Here is a 15,660-nt window from a genome sequence, read left to right on the forward strand (position 1 = left end):
GCCCAGCGCCCGCTACCGCACTCGCGTTCACCCGCGGAGGCGGACACCGAAGGTGGTGGTTGAGCTCGGTTCGGAATGGGTAGAGAGCGCCCATGACGCAGCCGTGGACCGTCGGGGTCGAGCAGGAGTTCCTGCTCGTCGACCCCGAGTCGCGACGTCCGGTCCCCCTGGCCGAGGCGGTCGCCGAGCACGCGGGCGCGTCGTTCGACGTGCAGCGCGAGCTGACCCCGTTCCAGATCGAGGTGGCCACCCCGGTGTGCCACTCGTCCGCCGAGCTCGCCGAGCAGGTCCTCGCGGGCCGCAGGCACCTGGCGAAGGCCGCCCGCGCCGCGGGTGGCGCCCTCCTGGCGTCGGCCGTGCCGCCGCTGGGCATGACCGGGCCGCCCTCGATCACCGAGGACGCCCGGTACCTGAGGATGCAGTACACCCACCGGAAGATGCTGGCCGGGCAGGGCGTGTGCGGGATGCACGTCCACGTCGGGGTGCCGGACCGGGAGACCGCGATCCGCGCGTCGAACGCCCTGCGCCCGTGGCTGCCCTCGCTGCTGGCGCTGAGCGCGAACTCGCCCGTCGAGGAGGGCCAGGACACCGGCTACGCCAGCTGGCGCTCGATCGTGTGGTCGCGCTGGCCGGTCGGCGGCCCCCCGCCGCAGTTCACCAACGCGGGCCACTACGACGCGCTGGTCTCCGCGCTGGTGGCCACCGAGGTCGTGCTGGACCCGGCCATGGTCTACTGGGACGTCCGGCCGTCGACGCACGTGCCGACGGTGGAGATCAGGGTGGCCGACATCCCCCTGACCGCCAAGGACGCCGTGGTCATCGCCGAGCTGGTGCGGGCGTTCGTGCGCACCGCCGCCGACAGCGCGCCGACCGAGCCGGTCAACGACGTGCTGCTGCGCGCCGCCTACTGGCGGGCGGCGCGGGACGGCGCCGAGGGCCAGGCCATCGACCCGAGGACCGGGGCGCTGGTCCCGGCGCGCGACCTGCTGGCCGAGCTGCTCGCGTTCGGCGAGGACGCGCTGCGCGACGCCGGGGCGCAGGACCTGGTGCGCGGGCACCTGGCCGCGGTGGCGGAGCACGGCGGTGGCGCGGCCAAGCAGCGCAGGGCCTTCCTGAACGGTGAGGCGGACCCCGCCGACGTGGTCGACCTGGTGCTGGCGGAGACCACCGCCGACATCGCCTGACCGTGCTGGGAACACGTGGACGGCGCCGCGAGTGCGGCGCCCTGATGAGAGGAGACCGGCGTGCCTGAACCCGCGACGCTCGCTTCGGTGCGGGTCGAGGAGCCCGAGGACGGTGTGGTGGTGCTGCACGTGTCCGGCGAGCTGGACACCACCAGCGCGGACGAGCTGGCCAGACCGCTCAAGGCCCACCTGGGCGGGGGTGCGCGCTCCGTGGTCGTCGACCTGGGCGGGGTGCGCTTCCTGGGCTCGGCGGGCCTGGAGTCGCTGGTGATGGGCCGCAAGCTCGCCGAGGAGCAGGGGGTGGAGCTGGCGCTGGTGGCGTCGAGCCGCTCCGCGCTGCGCCCGCTGCAGGCGACCGGCCTGGACTCGGTGTTCACGATCAAGCCCACCGTGGAGGAGGCTCTCGCGCGCGGGTGACGCGCGAGCGCCAGCCCCGGAGGGTTCGTCAGCGCCTTCCGGGGATTCGCCCTGCGGTGGTCTGGCCGCAGGGCGAGCACCGGCCGCGCGGGAGAACCCGCGGCGGTCGGACCGGTACGTCGGCAAGCGCTTGCCCCAGTGTTGTGGAGAGCGCTTTCCGCCACCCGTCCGAAGTCGGCGGCTAGTACCCGCGCCGCACCGTGCGGATCGCGCACCGGACCGCGCCGAGCGGCGGCAGCGCCCGACCGCGCGGGGCGACGACCCAGCGGGAGGACCCGGCGGGCACGCTGCCCGGCCCGGTCCAGCACCGCGCCCCCGGCGGGAGCACGTACCCGACCGGGTCCACGTCCGGCTCGGCCAGGAACAACCAGCGCAGCCCGCTGCGCCGGATGGCCAGGATCGGGCCGAGCGGACCGGCCATCGTCAGCTGGTGGCTCACCTCGGCCGCCCAGCTCGCGGGCAGGTCCACCGCCACCGCGTCGCCCGCCAGGAGCAGTTCCCCGTCCTCCACGTGCCACTCGCGCATGGGCCGAAGAGTGGCGGGACCTCGTTGCGGGAATGTGTCCTGGCGCACCTTGCGGCGTTAAACCTCCGCGTGGTCGGGTGACGATCCCGCGCGGCCGGGCGCTCAGGCCCCGGTGGTCGAGCCCGGCCGGACGATCATCAGCACCGTGACGACCGCCCACAGCAGGTTGAACAGCCCGGTGCGCGCGGCCAGCCGCGCGGTGGTCGAGCGCTCGGCGGGCGGCCCGTCCGCCGCGACCGACGCCACCAGCCTCTCCTGCCCCGGCAGCACCTGGAGCACCAGCACGCCTGCGGCGAGCGCGGTCAGGACGATGGACGTGATCAGCCAGGCGTCCCCGAGCACCCCGAGACTGCTGGCGGTGAACATGCCGAACAGCGGCACCGCGATGCCCAGCGCCGCGTACGCCTTGCAGATCCGGTTGAGCAGCTTCAGCTCCCCCGCCCTCCCGGCGCGGGCGGCGGGCGGGAACATGCTGGCGGCCACGGTCACCGGGCCGATGGCCACGATCGCGGTGATCACGTGCACCGCGAGCAGGAACTTGGTCACCGCGCGGTCCAGGGGGTGCCGCGCCGCTCGTGGTGGAAGAGCCGCTCGGCGGCCAGCGCCGCGTCCGCGCCGAGGTAGCGGTCGAGCAGGTGCAGCCCGAGGTCGAGCCCGGAGGTGACGCCGCTCGCGGTGACCAGGTCGCCGTCGTCGGCCACCCGCGCGTCCACGGCCCGCGCCCCGAGCCCGCCGAGCAGCTCCAGCGCGCCGGTGTTGGTGGTGGCCGTGCGCCCGGCGAGCAGCCCGGCCAGCCCGAGCAGCACCGAGCCGCCGCACACCGTGGCGACCACGACGCCCTCGCGCCGGACGGCGGCGGCGAGCGCGCCCGCGAGCGGGGTGGCCAGGGCCGCGCCGAAGACCCGCCGGACGTCGTCCTCGGTGAGCGCGACCGCGCCGGGCACCACGACCAGGTCGGCCCGGTCGGCGTCGACCGGCCCCGCGGCCCGGAGCGAGATCCCCGGCAGCCCGCTGGGCACGAGCCGGGCGCCCTCGGCCGAGACGAGCTCCACCTCGAACGCGGCGCCCGCGCCGAGCGCGGCGGACGCGCCGAGCACCTCGTAGGGGGCGATCGCGTCGAGCGGGTCGAAGCCGTCGAACAGGACGAACTGGGCCAGCATCACTGGTTCCTTCCTCTGGGGGCGCCCCGAACGCTAAGGGCGTGATCCACCTCCCGGAACTGGCGGGAAAGCCACGTTCCGCCTGATTCCCGCCATAAGCTGGCCGGGTGCGCACCGTGGCCGTGCTGGCGCTGGACGACGTGATCCCGTTCGACCTCTCGACCCCGCTGGAGGTGTTCTCCCGCACCGCCCTGCCGGACGGCTCCCCCGCCTACCGGGTGGTGGTGTGCGGCGAGCGCGCGGAGGTCGGGGCCGGGCTGTTCTCGGTGCGCCTCACCGCCGGGCTGGAGGCGCTGGCCGAGGCGGACACGATCATCGTGCCGGGCACCGCGCAGCCGCACGTCCCACCGTCCGATCGGGTGCTGGACGCGCTGCGCGAGGCCGCCGGGCGGGGCGCGGTGCTGGCCTCGATCTGCTCGGGCGCGTTCGCGCTGGCCGCCACCGGCCTGCTCGACGGCCGCAGGGCCACCACGCACTGGATCGCCGCCGACCGGTTCCGCGCGCTGTTCCCGGCGGTCGAGCTGGACCCGGACGTGCTGTACGTGGACAACGGGGCCCTGCTCACCTCGGCGGGCGCGGCGGCGGGGCTGGACCTGTGCCTGCACCTGGTGCGCCGCGACCACGGCTCCGAGACCGCCGCGCACGCCGCCCGGCTGTCCGTGGTGCCGCTGGAGCGGGAGGGCGGGCAGGCGCAGTTCATCCCGTCCACGCACCCGGTGGCCCCGGAGGGCTCGGAGCTGGAGCCGCTGCTGGCGTGGCTGGACGAGAACTGCGCGCGCGAGCTGACCGTGGACGACATCGCCGCCCGAGCCGCCGTGAGCACCCGCACGCTGAACCGGCGCTTCCGCGCGCAGACCGGCACGACCCCGCTGCGCTGGCTGCACGTGCGGCGGGTGCGGCTGGCGCAGCGGCTGCTGGAGGCGACCGGGCGGCCGGTGGACCTGATCGCCGGCCAGGTCGGGTTCGGCTCGCCGACGGCGTTCCGGGACCGGTTCAAGCGGGTGGTCGGCACCAGCCCGCAGGCGTACCGGGCGGCGTTCCGGGGGGGGGGGGGGAGCGGGGCCGGTCTTCCCCCGAACCGCCGCTCGGGTGAGACTGAACGGGTGACACCGGGCCCCCGACCAGCGGTGTCGATCTCCACGGGCGCGGTCGCGCGGGTGGAGGAACCCCGCGCGCCCCCGCGGCGTCGGTGTGGTGGGGGACCGATCGGAGCCGGGGGGAGAGCATGTCCGCTGAGGTGTTCGGGCCGTACCGCGTCGAGGGCCTGCTCGGTCGCGGCGGCATGGGCGAGGTGCACCGCGCCTACGACACCGCGCACGACCGGGTCGTGGCGCTGAAGCGGTTGTCGGCGGTGTACCACTCGGACGCCGAGTTCCGGGCGAGGTTCCGGCGCGAGTCGCAGGTCGCGGCCCGGTTGCGGGAGCCGCACGTGATCCCGATCCACGCCTACGGCGAGATCGACGGCACGCTGTACCTGGACATGCGGCTGGTCGAGGGCGAGGACCTGTCGGACGTGCTGGAGCGCGGGCCGGTCGAGCCCGAGCGGGCGGTGCGGATCGTGCGGCAGGCCGCGAGCGCGCTGGACGCCGCGCACGCCGACGGGCTGGTGCACCGGGACGTGAAGCCGTCCAACATCCTGCTGTCGGCCGGGGACTTCGTGTACCTGGTCGACTTCGGCATCGCCCGCAGCGCGGCGGGGGACAGCACGCACATCACCGCGTCCGGCGAGGTGCTGGGGACGCTGGACTACATGGCGCCCGAGCGGTTCAGCGGGACCGACGTGGGCGGCGTGGTGGACGTGTACGCGCTGGCCGGGGTGCTGTTCGCCTGCCTGACCGGGCGCAGGCCGTTCACCGCCGAGGGCACGGCCGCGCAGATCTGGGCGCACATGCAGGAGGAGCCGCCGAGGCCGTCCGAGGCGCGGCCGGGGGTGCCCGCGGCGCTGGACGCGGTGATCGCGCGCGGCATGGCCAAGGACCCGGCCGCCCGGTACCCGACCGCGAGCGCGCTGGCCGAGGCGGCTGCGGCGGCGCTGGACGGGACGGCGGTGGTGCCCGCGGGGACGCGGGTTCACCAGCGGACCGGGCCGCAGGCGGGACCGCGGCAGGTCGAGCCGCAGCGGGTGGGGCCGCCCTCGCAGCCGGTCCCGGCGCAGGCGGGGCCCGCCCAGAACCCGGCCGCCCAGAACCCGCCTGCTCAGAACCCGCCTGCCGGGAACCCGCCTGCCCAGAACCCTCCCGCCCGGACCGCGCAGCAGCACCCGCCGGTCCCGACCGCGCCGAACACCCGGCCGCAGCAGCACGGCCCGTTCTCCGGACCGCAGCAGACGTCGTTCTCCGGGCCGCAGCGGTTCCCGCTCTCCGGCCCCCAGCCGAACTGGGGCCACCCGCCCGCGCCCGCCTCGACGCGGTCCGCGCGGCTCGCGGTGCTCGGCGCGGTGCTGGTGGTGCTGGTGGCGGCGGGCGCGATCGGCGCGGCGACGTGGCCGTGGGGCGGGAAGGCGCAGACCGGCCAGGGCGGCGGCACGAGCAGCGCCGCCACCACGACCTCCGCCACCACCGGGACCACCACCGGCACGGGCGCCACCCCCCGCACCGGTTCCGCCGAGGACCGGCGGACGCTGTCCGAGCGGCTGCCGAAGATCTACCGGCTGTCGTCCTCGTGCGCGGACGGCGACGTGGGCGGCACCGGCGCGGTGGCCGCGTCGACCTGCGGCGCGCCGACGATGGACACCGCGGGCATGACCTCGCCGACCAGTGCCGACTTCCTGCTGTTCGCCGACCGGGCGGCGCAGGACAAGCACTTCGCCGACCTGGTGAAGGCCGAGGACATCCCGCGCGACGACTCGCAGGGCGGGTGCCGCCCCACCACGCAGCGGACGCACTACTCGACCTACTGGCGCCAGGTCACCGGGGTCACCGAGGGCGACTTCACCACCTGCTTCGTCAAGGACGGCAGCGGTCAGGTGTGGTGGGTGGACACCGAGACGCTGACCACCGGCGTGCTGCGGTCCACCACCGCCACCACCCCGGACGGGCTGGAGGCCCTGGACCTGTGGTGGAACATGTGGGTGCTGTCCCAGGACCGCTAGCCGCGCTCCCGCCCGATGTCCTCGAACCACAGCTCCGGCCGGGCCGCGGTGAACGCGGTCATCAGCTCGACGCACCCGGCGTCGTCCACGAGCACGATCTCCACGCCGTGCTCGGCCAGCCAGTCGTGGCCGCCGCTGAACGTGCGGGCCTCGCCGATGACCACCCGCGAGATGCCGAACTGCCGCACCAGCCCCGAGCAGTACCAGCAGGGCGACAGGGTGGTCACCATGGTGGTCCCCCGGTAGCCCGCCCTGCGCCCGGCGGCGCGGAAGGCGGCGGTCTCGGCGTGCGTGGAGGCGTCGTCGTCCTGCACGCGCCGGTTGTGCCCGCTGCCCCACAGCTGCCCGTCCGGGCCGAACAGCGCGGCGCCGATCGGGATGCCGCCCTCGGCGAGCCCGGCGCGCGCCTCGGCCACCGCGACGGCGAGCAGGTCGGCGGGATCGGCGGTGCGGTTCACGGGTGCGTCGGCCACGCGCTCGAACCTAGCGCCACCGGACCGCCGGGGCACGGGTCCGATCGGCTCAGGGCTCGACCCGCTTGAGCCGCCACAACCCGGCGGTGTCGAGCACCACGGGGGTCGGGTGCACGTCCAGCGGGGACGCGGCGGGACCCACCCTCGGGTTGTTGCGCAGCGCGATGAGCACGGTGCCGCTGTCCACCGGCACGACCCGCCAGGACAGCGGGGACCGGGTGGTGGCGACCTCGTTGCCCGCCTCGGGGCGCCCCAGCACGTTGAGGTGGCGGTCGGTCCCCGGCACCGCGAACGAGCAGGTGGCGTCCGGGAAGCAGGACACCGACCACACCTGGCTGCCCGGCGCGCCCTCCGCGTCCAGCACGACCTTCCCGTCCGGCCCGTCCAGGGCGGTGAGCAGGGCCTCCGGGCCGTCGTCGGCGCGCGCCTGCGCGACCGTGAAGCGGCCCCCGCCCGGTCCTGGGGCGGCCTCGATCGGGCTGGCCGAGGCGGTGGGCGCGGTGGTCAGCGCCATGAGCGCGGCGGCGGTCAGCGCCGCTGTTCGTCGGATGTCCATGCCGTCCGGTGTCCCACAGGTCGGGTGGTCGCCACACCCCCTTTCACCCGTTGGTGCAGCAACTTCCGCCCCCGACGGGCCCCGGCCGAGTCCGCTGTGGACGCGCCCGACAAGTCCACAGTGGACCGGTCACGCGCCGAAGCACAGGAACCCCGCCCCCGCCGCGAACTCCAGATCACCGAGCTCGGCGTGCGCGGCCTGGGCCCGCGCGAGCGCGGTCGCGGGCGGCAGCCCGTCCCGCAGCCCCCGGTGCAGCTCGACCACCAGCGGCGCGGTCTCCTCGGCGGGCACCGGCACGACCGGCGCGACGAGCGCCCCGGTGCCCGCGCCGAGCAGCGCGGCGGTGAACCCCAGCAGCTCGTCGCCCGGCCGCACCGCCGACAGCCCGGAGTCGCAGGCCGACAGCACCACCCGCGCGGGCGGGGCGGCGAGCCGCTGCAGGTCGTAGCCGGTGAGCGGGCCGTCCGCCAGCTCCAGCGCGGAGAACAGCGGGTTGTCGGCGCGGAAGGTGCCGTGCGCGGCCACGTGCGCGAGCGGCGCGCCGTCGATGGCCGCCGCGACCGCGTCGACCGTCGCTCCCTCCCCCGCCAGCACCAGCGCGTCGCCGGTCAGCGCGGCCACCGCGTCGACCTCGCCGCGCGCGGCGGGCAGCCGGGGACCGGCGGCGAGCACGGCCCGGCCCGGCGCGGGCGCTCCGGAGGTCGCCGCGCGCAGCCACACGGCGGCGGAGGGCGTGACGACGGTGGAGCGGCCGAGCAGTCCGGGCAGCGCGGCCCACGGCAGGCCGCCCAGCGCGCCGGTCGGCGCGAGCACCAGGTCGCGCCCGTCGACGCGCCGTTCGAGGGGGTCGAGCACCCGCTTGCGCAGCCGCCCGGCGGCGTGGTCGACCCCGGCCCGGCCGCCGGACCGGTCGACCCGCGCGGGCAGCGTCACCAGCCGGTGCAGCCCGAACCGCAGCAGCCGCACCTCGCGGGCCGCGTCGTCCAGGGCGCCCAGCCGGTGCAGCGAGGCCCGGCCGCCCGCGACCACCACGGCCAGCAGGTCGCCCTCCGAGCCGATGTACTCCACCAGCGCGGCGTCCCCGAGCGCGTCGGCCAGCTCCGGCACGGTCGGCGGGCGCAGCAGCCGCCCGCCGCCACCGCCGCGCCTGGTCAGCTCGCGCACCCGCTGCTCGCCGCGCGCCTGCCGCTGCCGCAGCGCCCCGGCGGGCCGCCCCTCCAGCAGGGCGCGCTCCAGGTCGGCGGTGACCGCGCGCAGCTCGGTGAGCGCGTCGGCGAGCCCGGTGTCCTCGGGCGGCCGGGCCGGGGTCATCCGCAGCGCGCCCGCCCGCCAGCTCTCCGCCCACGCCAGCACCTGCCGCGCCCCGGCCCCGCCGGTCAGCGCCAGCCGCAGCCCGGCGCGCGCCAGGTCCTGCCCGTGCGCCCCGGACAGCGCGCGCAGCTCCCCCGCGCCCAGCGACAGCCGGTGCTCGTCCAGCAGCGCCAGCCCGCGCCGCAGCGCCACCGCCGCCCCGCGCCGGTCGGCGGCCAGCTCGCGCCGCAGCGCCTCGGCGTACCAGCCGCGCGCCCGCGCCTGCGCCGGGCCGGAGCGGCGGGCGGGCGCGGCGAGCGCCAGCTCGGCGGCGGCGCGGCGGGTGTCGCCCAGGTCGCGGGCGATCAGCGCCGCGTCCACCCGCGCCTCCAGGCCCGCCACCCGCCAGCCCAGCGCGTCGAGCCGGTCGGCGATGCGGGCCATCGCGGTCAGCAGCGCCCGGTCCCGCCGACCGCCGAGGTAGGCGGCGCGCAGTCCCACGTGCCGGGCGGAGGCCTCCCACACGTCGCGGCCCTGGCGGCGGAAGGCGTGCCTAGCCCGGTCGGCGACCTCGGCGGCGGTGTCCGCGTCGCCCTCCAGCAGGGCGACGCGGGCCCGGTAGAACTCGGCCTCGGCGCGCCCGAGGGCGAAGTCGGGGTGGTCGGCGAGGTCGGCGACGGCCCGGTCGGCCTCGGCGCGCGCCTCCTCCAGCAGCGGCACCGACACCAGCAGCTCCAGGCGGTTGACCAGCAGCATCGGCCGGGGCACGGCCAGGCGCCGGTACTCCTGCTCGGCGTCGGCGAACGCGGTGAGCGCGCCCGGCACGTCGCCCGCGCGCTGGGCGGAGATCCCGGCGTTCCACCGCACGTCCGCCACCGCCAGCTCCAGGCCCAGCTCCCGGTAGAGCGCGGCGGCCCGCCCGAAGTCCTCGTCGGCGGCGCGCAACCCGCCGGTGTAGGCGCGCAGCAGGCCCCGGTTGTTGCGGGCGCGGGCCTCGCCGAGGTGGTCGCCGCTGCGGCGGGCGGCGTCGATGGCCGCGTCGTAGTCGCGCAGCGCCTCGTCGTAGCGGCACAGGAAGTGCAGGACCGTGCCGCGCTGCATGACCGCGATGTCCGCGTCGCCGCCGCGCAGCCGGGGCAGCGCCTCCTCCACCGCCCGCAGCGCCTGGGCGTGCCTGCCGGTGCTGGAGAGCGCGAACGCCAGGCTGAGCCGGGCCAGCGCGGTGAGCCGGTCCGACCCGGCGCCGCGCGCCAGCCGCACCGAGCGGCGCAGGTGCCGCAGCGCGCCGGGGAAGTCGTGCAGCTCGCGCAGGGACAGGCCGATCGCGCGCTCGGCCGCCGACGCCTCGGCCAGGTCGCCGGACGCCCGCGCGGCGGCCAGCGCCGCGCGCCCGAGCCCGATGGCCGCGCGCGGGTCCCGCTGCCGCGCTTCCAGGGCCGCCGAGGCGGAAACCACCGACACGCGCCCCACCTTATTACTGGGGGCCCTGTGGTAGCTTGCCTGAGTTCGCACCTCCTCCACTTCGCTGCGAGGTCGAGTTGTCCGCGAAAACGTTTGCGGCGCCGGACCGGTCCGCGCTGTACACCGCCGCTTTCGACGAGGCGATCCGGTCGGGCAAGGACGTCGCGCTGCACCCGGAGAAGGGTCGGGAGTTCCTCTACCGGCCAGGACAGCTGCTGACGATTCCCGAGGACGCCGCGCGGGTGATCGAGAAACTGCGCCGCAGCGGGTTCGCCGTGGAACGGGGCCGCGAATTCGCGGGAATGGTCCGCCTGCTGCTGAAGAACAATTCCCGCGACATCCCCGCAATAGTGCGGCTGCTGCGGGACCCCGCCACGTGGCCGGGTGAGCGGACCCCGTTCACCCAACCGCACCACGTGTCCGTCGGGCACGGCGGCAACATGCACGGGCACCCCGGCGGACCACCGCGCGTGGCGACCGCGCTGCCCGACCCGGACCCCGGCGACGGGCGCGGCCGGGGCGTGGTGGTGGCGGTGCTGGACACCGGCGTGTCCGCGACGGCCGGGGCGGACCACCCGGCGTGGCTGGGCGGCTCCTTCGTCCCGCGCGCCGACGAGGTGGACGCGGCGTACGCGCACGACGACGTGTTCGCGCTGGAGGGCGGGCACGGCACGTTCGTGGCCGGGGTGGTGCGGCAGGCCGCGCCGTCGGTCCGGGTCGACCCGGAGCGCGCGCTGCTGCCGTCCGGGCTGGGCGACGAGGAGATGTTCGCGGCGGCGCTGGCCTCCTTCGACGAGCGGCCGGTGCACGTGGTGAGCGCGTCGCTGGGCTGCTCCACGCAGGACGACGTGGCCTCGGAGCCGATGCGGCGGGCGCTCGCGGCGCTGCCGAAGGACGTGGTCGTGGTGGCGTCGGCGGGCAACCAGGGCACCACCCGCCCGTCCTGGCCCGCCGCGCTGCCGGGCGTGGTCGGGGTGGCGGCGATCGCCGAGGAGCGGGACGGGTCGCGCTCCCCCGCCTGCTACAGCAACCACGGGCACTGGGTGGACGCCTGCGCGGTCGGCAACCGGACCTCCACGTACCTCAAGGGCAGGTGGGTGCTGCCGGGCGACCCGACCGTCGACGTGTTCGACCGGTGGGCGTACTGGCTGGGCACCTCGTTCGCGGCCCCGCACGTGTCCGGGCGGATCGCGGCGACCATGACGCAGCTCGGCCTGACCGCGCTCCAGGCCCGCGACCACCTGCTCGCCGGGACCGAGTTCTTCCCCGGCTACGGGGTCGCGGTCGACTGAGGGCGGGCGGCGGGCTGCTCCTTTCCGGTGAGATTCACCCCCGGCAGGTCCGTTCCGGGGCCGCCCGCGTTGTATCCAGGACTGGCCCACCGCCTCCGTAGGGCATGGCGGGGCGCGTGGTGGGCCGGGGCAACGGGTGGCGGCCGAACAGGAGGAGGGGACGTGACCCCTGCACGCCCGGTCGCCGCGCTCGTGGGCGCGGCGGCGGAAGGCGACCGCGGCGCCTGGGACCAGCTCGTGGAGCGGTACACGCCGCTGGTGCTCTCCGTGGTGAGCAGGCACCGGCTGCGCCCGGCGGACGGGGCGGACGTCAACCAGGTGGTGTGGCTGCGCCTGGTGGAGCAGATCGGGCGGCTGCGCGACCCGGCGGCGCTGCCCGGCTGGATCGTCACGACCGCCAGGAACGAGTGCCTGCGGGTGCTGCGGGCGCAGCAGCGGCTGCTGCCGTTCGACCCGGCCGACGAGGAGAGCGCCGTCGCCGACGGCGAGGACCTGGACGCGCGGCTGGTGGACGCGGAGCGGCTGCAGGCGCTGCGGGACGGCTTCGGGGCGCTGCCCGAGCAGTGCAGGCGGCTGCTGGCCAGGTTGCTCGCGGACCCGCCGCCGAGCTACGCGGCGCTCGGCGCGGAGCTGGGGGTGCCGGTGGGGAGCGTGGGGCCGACCCGGTTGCGGTGCCTGGAGAAGCTGCGCAGGACCGAAGCGGTGTCGCGGTTGTTGTCGGGGGGATCGGTGGAGGACCCGGTGGGAGGTGCGCTCGGTGTGGGCAAGCGATGAGCGGTTGTTGGCGGATCTGGGGCGCGCGCTGGCCGAGGCGCCCGCCGTGCCCGAGGAGTACCTGGTCGCCGGGCGGGCGGCGTTCGACTGGCGGGACGTGGACGCCGAGCTGCTGCTGGTGACCGGCTACGACTCGCTGCTGGACGGCGAGCTGGCGGGCCGGGCGCGGGGCGGGCTGGCGACCAGGCAGCTGGTGTTCGACGCGGACGGGCTGTCGGTGCAGGTGGAGGTGGACCCCGCCGGGGTGACCGGGCAGGTCCTGCCGCCCGCGCCCGGCCGGGTGGAGCTGGAGTCGGCGGCCGGGGTCGTGGAGGCGGCGGAGCTGGACGAGCTGGGCTACTTCCTGCTCGGCCCCCCGCCGCGCGGCGCGGCGCGGCTGCGGGTGGCCGGGGTCGCGGTCACCGAGTGGTTCCTGGGTTAGGTCGGGCGTTCTCCCGGTCGGGTGGCGCGGCGGTTCGGCGTTGACGCAGAGTCGCCGCGTCCTGGCCTGCCCGTTTGCGTTCGACGGGTGATCGGCACGCCCCCTACGTGCTTTTTCCGTTGCCGTGCCCCGGATGTCCCCCGATCAGCCGATAGCCCAACCCAGTAGGGTTGGCCACTGTGCGTAGAAGTAGCGCGAGAGGCACGCGGTGGCGCTGATTAACCGCTCCAGGTGTACCCGATCAGTGCGAGTTGGCCGCGTGGCGTGAACCGCAACGACGCGGGAACAGTCTCCGCCCCGCCACTTGACGGGGAATATGCACCCTACGGAATGATGTGCGGATCTGATCTCCGGGTGGAGAGCCACACATGACCCAACCCTCAAGGCCCGTCCCCCTGGCGGGCAGCGCGCCCCCCGCGGGCGCCCCCTCGGTGGGCGAGGTCGCCGAGCGCTGGACCGGTGAGCTGGTCCGCACCGCCTACAGCCCGATCGCCCGCGCGAAGGTGCGCCGCAAGCTCGCCCAGCACGTCGGCCTGCTCGACGAGCTGCTCGCCTCGCCCGACCTGCCCGCCGACGAGGCGGTCGCGGTCGGCGAGTGGCTGGTGACCGCGCGGTTCACCGGCGACGCGAGCCTGGCCAGCTCCCTGGAGGTGCTCGGCCGCGCCCTGGCCGCGCGCGCACCCGACTCGCCAGGGCGGGTCGCCGAGCTGCTGGGCGCCGTCGCGGGCGGGTACGCCGCCCGGCTGCGCCTTCAGGTGTTCGGCGAGCACGAGGAGGTCCGGGCCTCGCTGCTGGCCGCGCTGGAGCGCGCGAGGGTCGAGCTGCACGACAGCGAGGCCCGGTTCCGGCAGGTCTTCGCGCACTCCGCCGCCGGGATCGCGGTGTTCGACGCGGACGGCGAGCTGCTGGAGAGCAACGCCGCGCTGACCGGGATGCTCGGCCCCGACTTCGGCGGGCAGGACCTGAGCGGGCTGCGCGGCGAGTGGGCCGCGATGGCGGTGCGCGGCCAGGACGTCTCGCACGTCGAGCAGATGTTCCTGGACCCCAGCGGCGATCCGCTGTGGACGAACGTGGCGCTGTCCGTGGTGGCGGGCGAGGACGGCGGCCCGCGCTACCACCTGGCGGTGGTGGAGGACGTCACCGAGCAGCGGATGCTGCGCGAGTACCTGCGCCACCAGGCGCTGCACGACGTGCTGACCGGGCTGCCGAACCGGCAGAGCTTCCTGCCCAAGCTGGAGGAGGTGCTGGGGCGGCCCGGCTCGATCACCCTGTGCTACCTGGACGTGGACAGCGTCGCGATCGTCAACGACGGCCTCGGCTACGAGTACGGCGACGAGCTGCTCAAGGTCGTCGCGGGCCGGTTGACGTCGGTGGCCGAGGGGCTGGCGGCGACCGTGGCCAGGATCGGCGGCGACGAGTTCGTCGTGCTGGTCGAGGACGGCCCCGGAACGCCCAGCATCTCCGAGCTGGCCGCGATGATCGACGGCGCGCTCGCCGAGCCGGTGCGGCTGGCCGGGCACGCGGTGGGCGTGTCGGCGGGCATGGGCTTCGTGCGCACGGCCGCGCGCGGGCTCGACGCGATGGCGCTGCTGCGGCAGGCGCACAGCACGCTGCGCCGCGCCGAGACCGGCGGCAAGGGCCAGTGGGGCATCTACGACGCCGGGCACGACGAGAAGGAGCGGTCGCGGCTGTCGCTGATCGCCGCCATGCCGGGCGCGCTGGAGACCGGCGAGATCGCGATCGACTACCGGGACGTGCGCGACCGGTCCGGTGAGCGGGTCGCGCTGGCGGCCCGGCTGCGCTGGGAGCACGACGGCACGACCGTCGGGCACGACGACTGCCTGCGCTACGCCGACGAGCTGGGCCTGGCGGGCGCGCTGGCCGAGTGGCTGCTGGACGAGGCCTGCTCGTTCGCGTCGCTGGAGTCGCTGCCGGTGCTGGTGCGGCTGTCGGCCGACCAGTCCCGCGACCCGGACCTGAGCGGCCTGGTCGGCGCCGCGGTGCGCGGCTGGGCGCTGGCCGAGGGGCAGCTGTGGCTGAGCCTGGACTCGGCCGCGGCCGGGCTGGGCGAGGAGGTCGAGGACAACCTGAGCGTGCTGGCCGACATGGGCGTGCGGCGGCTGCTGCACGGGTGCGCGCTCGGCCAGGGCGAGCTGGCGCTGCTGGAGCGGCAGCGCCCGCACGGCGTGGAACCGGCGGGCGCGCCGGACGGCTCCGAGCTGGCCCGCCGGGCGCGGGAGGCGCTGCTGCCGATGGTGCGCGCCGCCGGGGCGCTGGTGCTGTCCGGGCGCGCGGACGACGACGCGGACCTCGTGGTGGGCTGAGCGGTCCTGCCCCGCCGCACCCCCGTGAACGGGCGACGCCCCCGACCCCCGGTGGTTCCGGGCGGTCGGGGGCGTCCCCGCAGGAGCGCCGGGCGGCTCAGGCGAACAGCGGCTGCCTGCGCAGGGCGTGCTCCACCAGCGTGATCAGCGTCTGCTTCGTGGACTGCCGGTTGCGCGCGTCGCACGGGATGATCGGCACCGACGCGTCCACCGTCAGCGCCTCCCGCACGTCCTCGACCCGGTGGTGCAGCAGACCGTCGAAGCAGTTCACCCCGACCACGTACGGGAGGTCCCGGTCCTCGAAGAAGTCGATCGACGCGAACGCGTCCGACAGCCTCCTCGTGTCGACCAGCACCACCGCTCCGATCGCGCCCTTCACCAGGTCGTCCCACATGAACCAGAAGCGGTGCTGGCCGGGGGTCCCGAACAGGTAGAGGATCAGGTCGCTGTCCAGCGACACCCTGCCGAAGTCCATGGCCACGGTGGTCGTCACCTTGTTGGGCGTGGAGGACAGGTCGTCGACCCCCACGCTGGCCTCCGTCATGACCGCCTCGGTGGTCAGCGGGACGATCTCCGACACCGAACCGACGAAGGTCGTCTTGCCGACGCCGAACCCGCCCGCCACCACGATCTTCGTCGAGGTGGTCGTCGGGGCGGTCCGGCCGGCTGGAGCTCCACCGCTCATGTTGCT

The 15,660-nt window shown here is 76.1% G+C and carries 14 protein-coding genes and 1 pseudogene; 8 read left to right on the plus strand and 7 right to left on the minus strand.

Going from position 1 to position 15,660, the window contains the following annotated elements; translation table 11 throughout:
• The first annotated feature begins 92 nt into the window (after positions 1–92).
• Positions 93–1,184, plus strand: a complete 1,092-nt coding sequence (locus tag CNX65_RS26895; protein ID WP_096496249.1) for a carboxylate-amine ligase — start codon at positions 93–95, stop codon at positions 1,182–1,184.
• 60 nt (positions 1,185–1,244) lie between these two features.
• Complete coding sequence (locus CNX65_RS26900; RefSeq protein ID WP_015804107.1) at positions 1,245–1,601, plus strand: STAS domain-containing protein; 357 nt, start codon at positions 1,245–1,247, stop codon at positions 1,599–1,601.
• Between the two features lie 181 nt (positions 1,602–1,782).
• Here the strand turns inward: CNX65_RS26900 and CNX65_RS26905 are convergent, their stop codons facing one another.
• The 3 genes from CNX65_RS26905 to CNX65_RS26915 form a co-directional block, all read right to left on the minus strand.
• Entirely contained in the window at positions 1,783–2,127 is a 345-nt protein-coding gene (locus CNX65_RS26905) for a hypothetical protein (RefSeq protein ID WP_015804108.1), read from the minus strand.
• 102 nt (positions 2,128–2,229) lie between these two features.
• Positions 2,230–2,673 carry a hypothetical protein gene (locus CNX65_RS26910; protein WP_096496250.1) on the minus strand — a complete coding sequence of 148 codons (444 nt, stop codon included), beginning with the start codon at positions 2,671–2,673 and terminating at the stop codon, positions 2,230–2,232.
• Positions 2,670–3,287 carry a DJ-1/PfpI family protein gene (locus CNX65_RS26915; RefSeq protein WP_096498020.1) on the minus strand — a complete coding sequence of 206 codons (618 nt, stop codon included), beginning with the start codon at positions 3,285–3,287 and terminating at the stop codon, positions 2,670–2,672. The genes CNX65_RS26910 and CNX65_RS26915 overlap by 4 nt, the downstream gene beginning before the upstream one ends.
• Positions 3,288–3,394: 107 nt before the next feature.
• On the opposite strand from CNX65_RS26915, the pseudogene CNX65_RS26920 reads away from it, so the two are divergent.
• Both CNX65_RS26920 and CNX65_RS26925 read left to right on the plus strand, forming a co-directional pair.
• Positions 3,395–4,330: pseudogene (locus CNX65_RS26920) on the plus strand (GlxA family transcriptional regulator); the annotation flags it as partial.
• A gap of 182 nt (positions 4,331–4,512) precedes the next feature.
• Positions 4,513–6,378 (plus strand): serine/threonine-protein kinase, encoded by a 1,866-nt coding sequence (locus CNX65_RS26925; RefSeq protein ID WP_096496251.1) that lies wholly within the window; start codon positions 4,513–4,515, stop codon positions 6,376–6,378.
• On the opposite strand, the gene CNX65_RS26930 is transcribed toward CNX65_RS26925, so the two are convergent.
• From CNX65_RS26930 to CNX65_RS26940, 3 genes are all read right to left on the minus strand, one after another.
• Positions 6,375–6,851, minus strand: a complete 477-nt coding sequence (locus CNX65_RS26930; protein ID WP_096496252.1) for a nucleoside deaminase — start codon at positions 6,849–6,851, stop codon at positions 6,375–6,377. The genes CNX65_RS26925 and CNX65_RS26930 overlap by 4 nt on opposite strands.
• A gap of 49 nt (positions 6,852–6,900) precedes the next feature.
• The gene (locus tag CNX65_RS26935) at positions 6,901–7,407 is read right to left on the minus strand and encodes a hypothetical protein (RefSeq protein WP_157767872.1); all 507 of its coding nucleotides are present in this window, start codon (positions 7,405–7,407) and stop codon (positions 6,901–6,903) included.
• A 129-nt stretch (positions 7,408–7,536) separates the two neighbouring features.
• Positions 7,537–10,158: a CHAT domain-containing protein gene (locus tag CNX65_RS26940; RefSeq protein WP_096496254.1), complete on the minus strand. Its 2,622-nt coding sequence runs from the start codon at positions 10,156–10,158 to the stop codon at positions 7,537–7,539.
• A 77-nt stretch (positions 10,159–10,235) separates the two neighbouring features.
• On the opposite strand from CNX65_RS26940, the gene CNX65_RS26945 reads away from it, so the two are divergent.
• The 4 genes from CNX65_RS26945 to CNX65_RS26960 all read left to right on the plus strand — a co-directional run bounded on the left by CNX65_RS26945 (position 10,236) and on the right by CNX65_RS26960 (position 14,969).
• Positions 10,236–11,450, plus strand: a complete 1,215-nt coding sequence (locus CNX65_RS26945) for a S8 family peptidase (RefSeq protein ID WP_096496255.1) — start codon at positions 10,236–10,238, stop codon at positions 11,448–11,450.
• 162 nt (positions 11,451–11,612) lie between these two features.
• Positions 11,613–12,224 carry an RNA polymerase sigma factor gene (locus CNX65_RS26950; RefSeq protein ID WP_096496256.1) on the plus strand — a complete coding sequence of 204 codons (612 nt, stop codon included), beginning with the start codon at positions 11,613–11,615 and terminating at the stop codon, positions 12,222–12,224.
• Positions 12,208–12,645, plus strand: a complete 438-nt coding sequence (locus CNX65_RS26955) for a hypothetical protein (protein WP_096498021.1) — start codon at positions 12,208–12,210, stop codon at positions 12,643–12,645. Before CNX65_RS26950 ends, CNX65_RS26955 begins: the two co-directional genes overlap by 17 nt.
• A gap of 368 nt (positions 12,646–13,013) precedes the next feature.
• The gene (locus CNX65_RS26960) at positions 13,014–14,969 is read left to right on the plus strand and encodes a diguanylate cyclase domain-containing protein (protein WP_096496257.1); all 1,956 of its coding nucleotides are present in this window, start codon (positions 13,014–13,016) and stop codon (positions 14,967–14,969) included.
• A 97-nt stretch (positions 14,970–15,066) separates the two neighbouring features.
• Here CNX65_RS26960 and CNX65_RS26965 read toward each other — a convergent pair whose 3' ends face one another.
• Complete coding sequence (locus CNX65_RS26965) at positions 15,067–15,654, minus strand: GTP-binding protein (RefSeq protein WP_015804120.1); 588 nt, start codon at positions 15,652–15,654, stop codon at positions 15,067–15,069.
• Positions 15,655–15,660 lie beyond the last annotated feature (6 nt).

The sequence above is a fragment of the Actinosynnema pretiosum genome, from assembly GCF_002354875.1.
Taxonomy (GTDB): domain Bacteria; phylum Actinomycetota; class Actinomycetes; order Mycobacteriales; family Pseudonocardiaceae; genus Actinosynnema; species Actinosynnema auranticum.

What these genes read in the sequence shown, in the direction of transcription:
- CNX65_RS26895 (WP_096496249.1), top strand. Translation starts at nt 93, where the DNA reads ATGACGCAGCCGTGGACCGTCGGGGTCGAGCAGGAGTTCCTGCTCGTC.
- CNX65_RS26905 (WP_015804108.1), bottom strand. Translation starts at nt 2,127, where the DNA reads ATGCGCGAGTGGCACGTGGAGGACGGGGAACTGCTCCTGGCGGGCGAC.
- CNX65_RS26915 (WP_096498020.1), bottom strand. Translation starts at nt 3,287, where the DNA reads ATGCTGGCCCAGTTCGTCCTGTTCGACGGCTTCGACCCGCTCGACGCG.
- CNX65_RS26925 (WP_096496251.1), top strand. Translation starts at nt 4,513, where the DNA reads ATGTCCGCTGAGGTGTTCGGGCCGTACCGCGTCGAGGGCCTGCTCGGT.
- CNX65_RS26935 (WP_157767872.1), bottom strand. Translation starts at nt 7,407, where the DNA reads ATGGACATCCGACGAACAGCGGCGCTGACCGCCGCCGCGCTCATGGCG.
- CNX65_RS26960 (WP_096496257.1), top strand. Translation starts at nt 13,014, where the DNA reads ATGACCCAACCCTCAAGGCCCGTCCCCCTGGCGGGCAGCGCGCCCCCC.
- CNX65_RS26965 (WP_015804120.1), bottom strand. Translation starts at nt 15,654, where the DNA reads ATGAGCGGTGGAGCTCCAGCCGGCCGGACCGCCCCGACGACCACCTCG.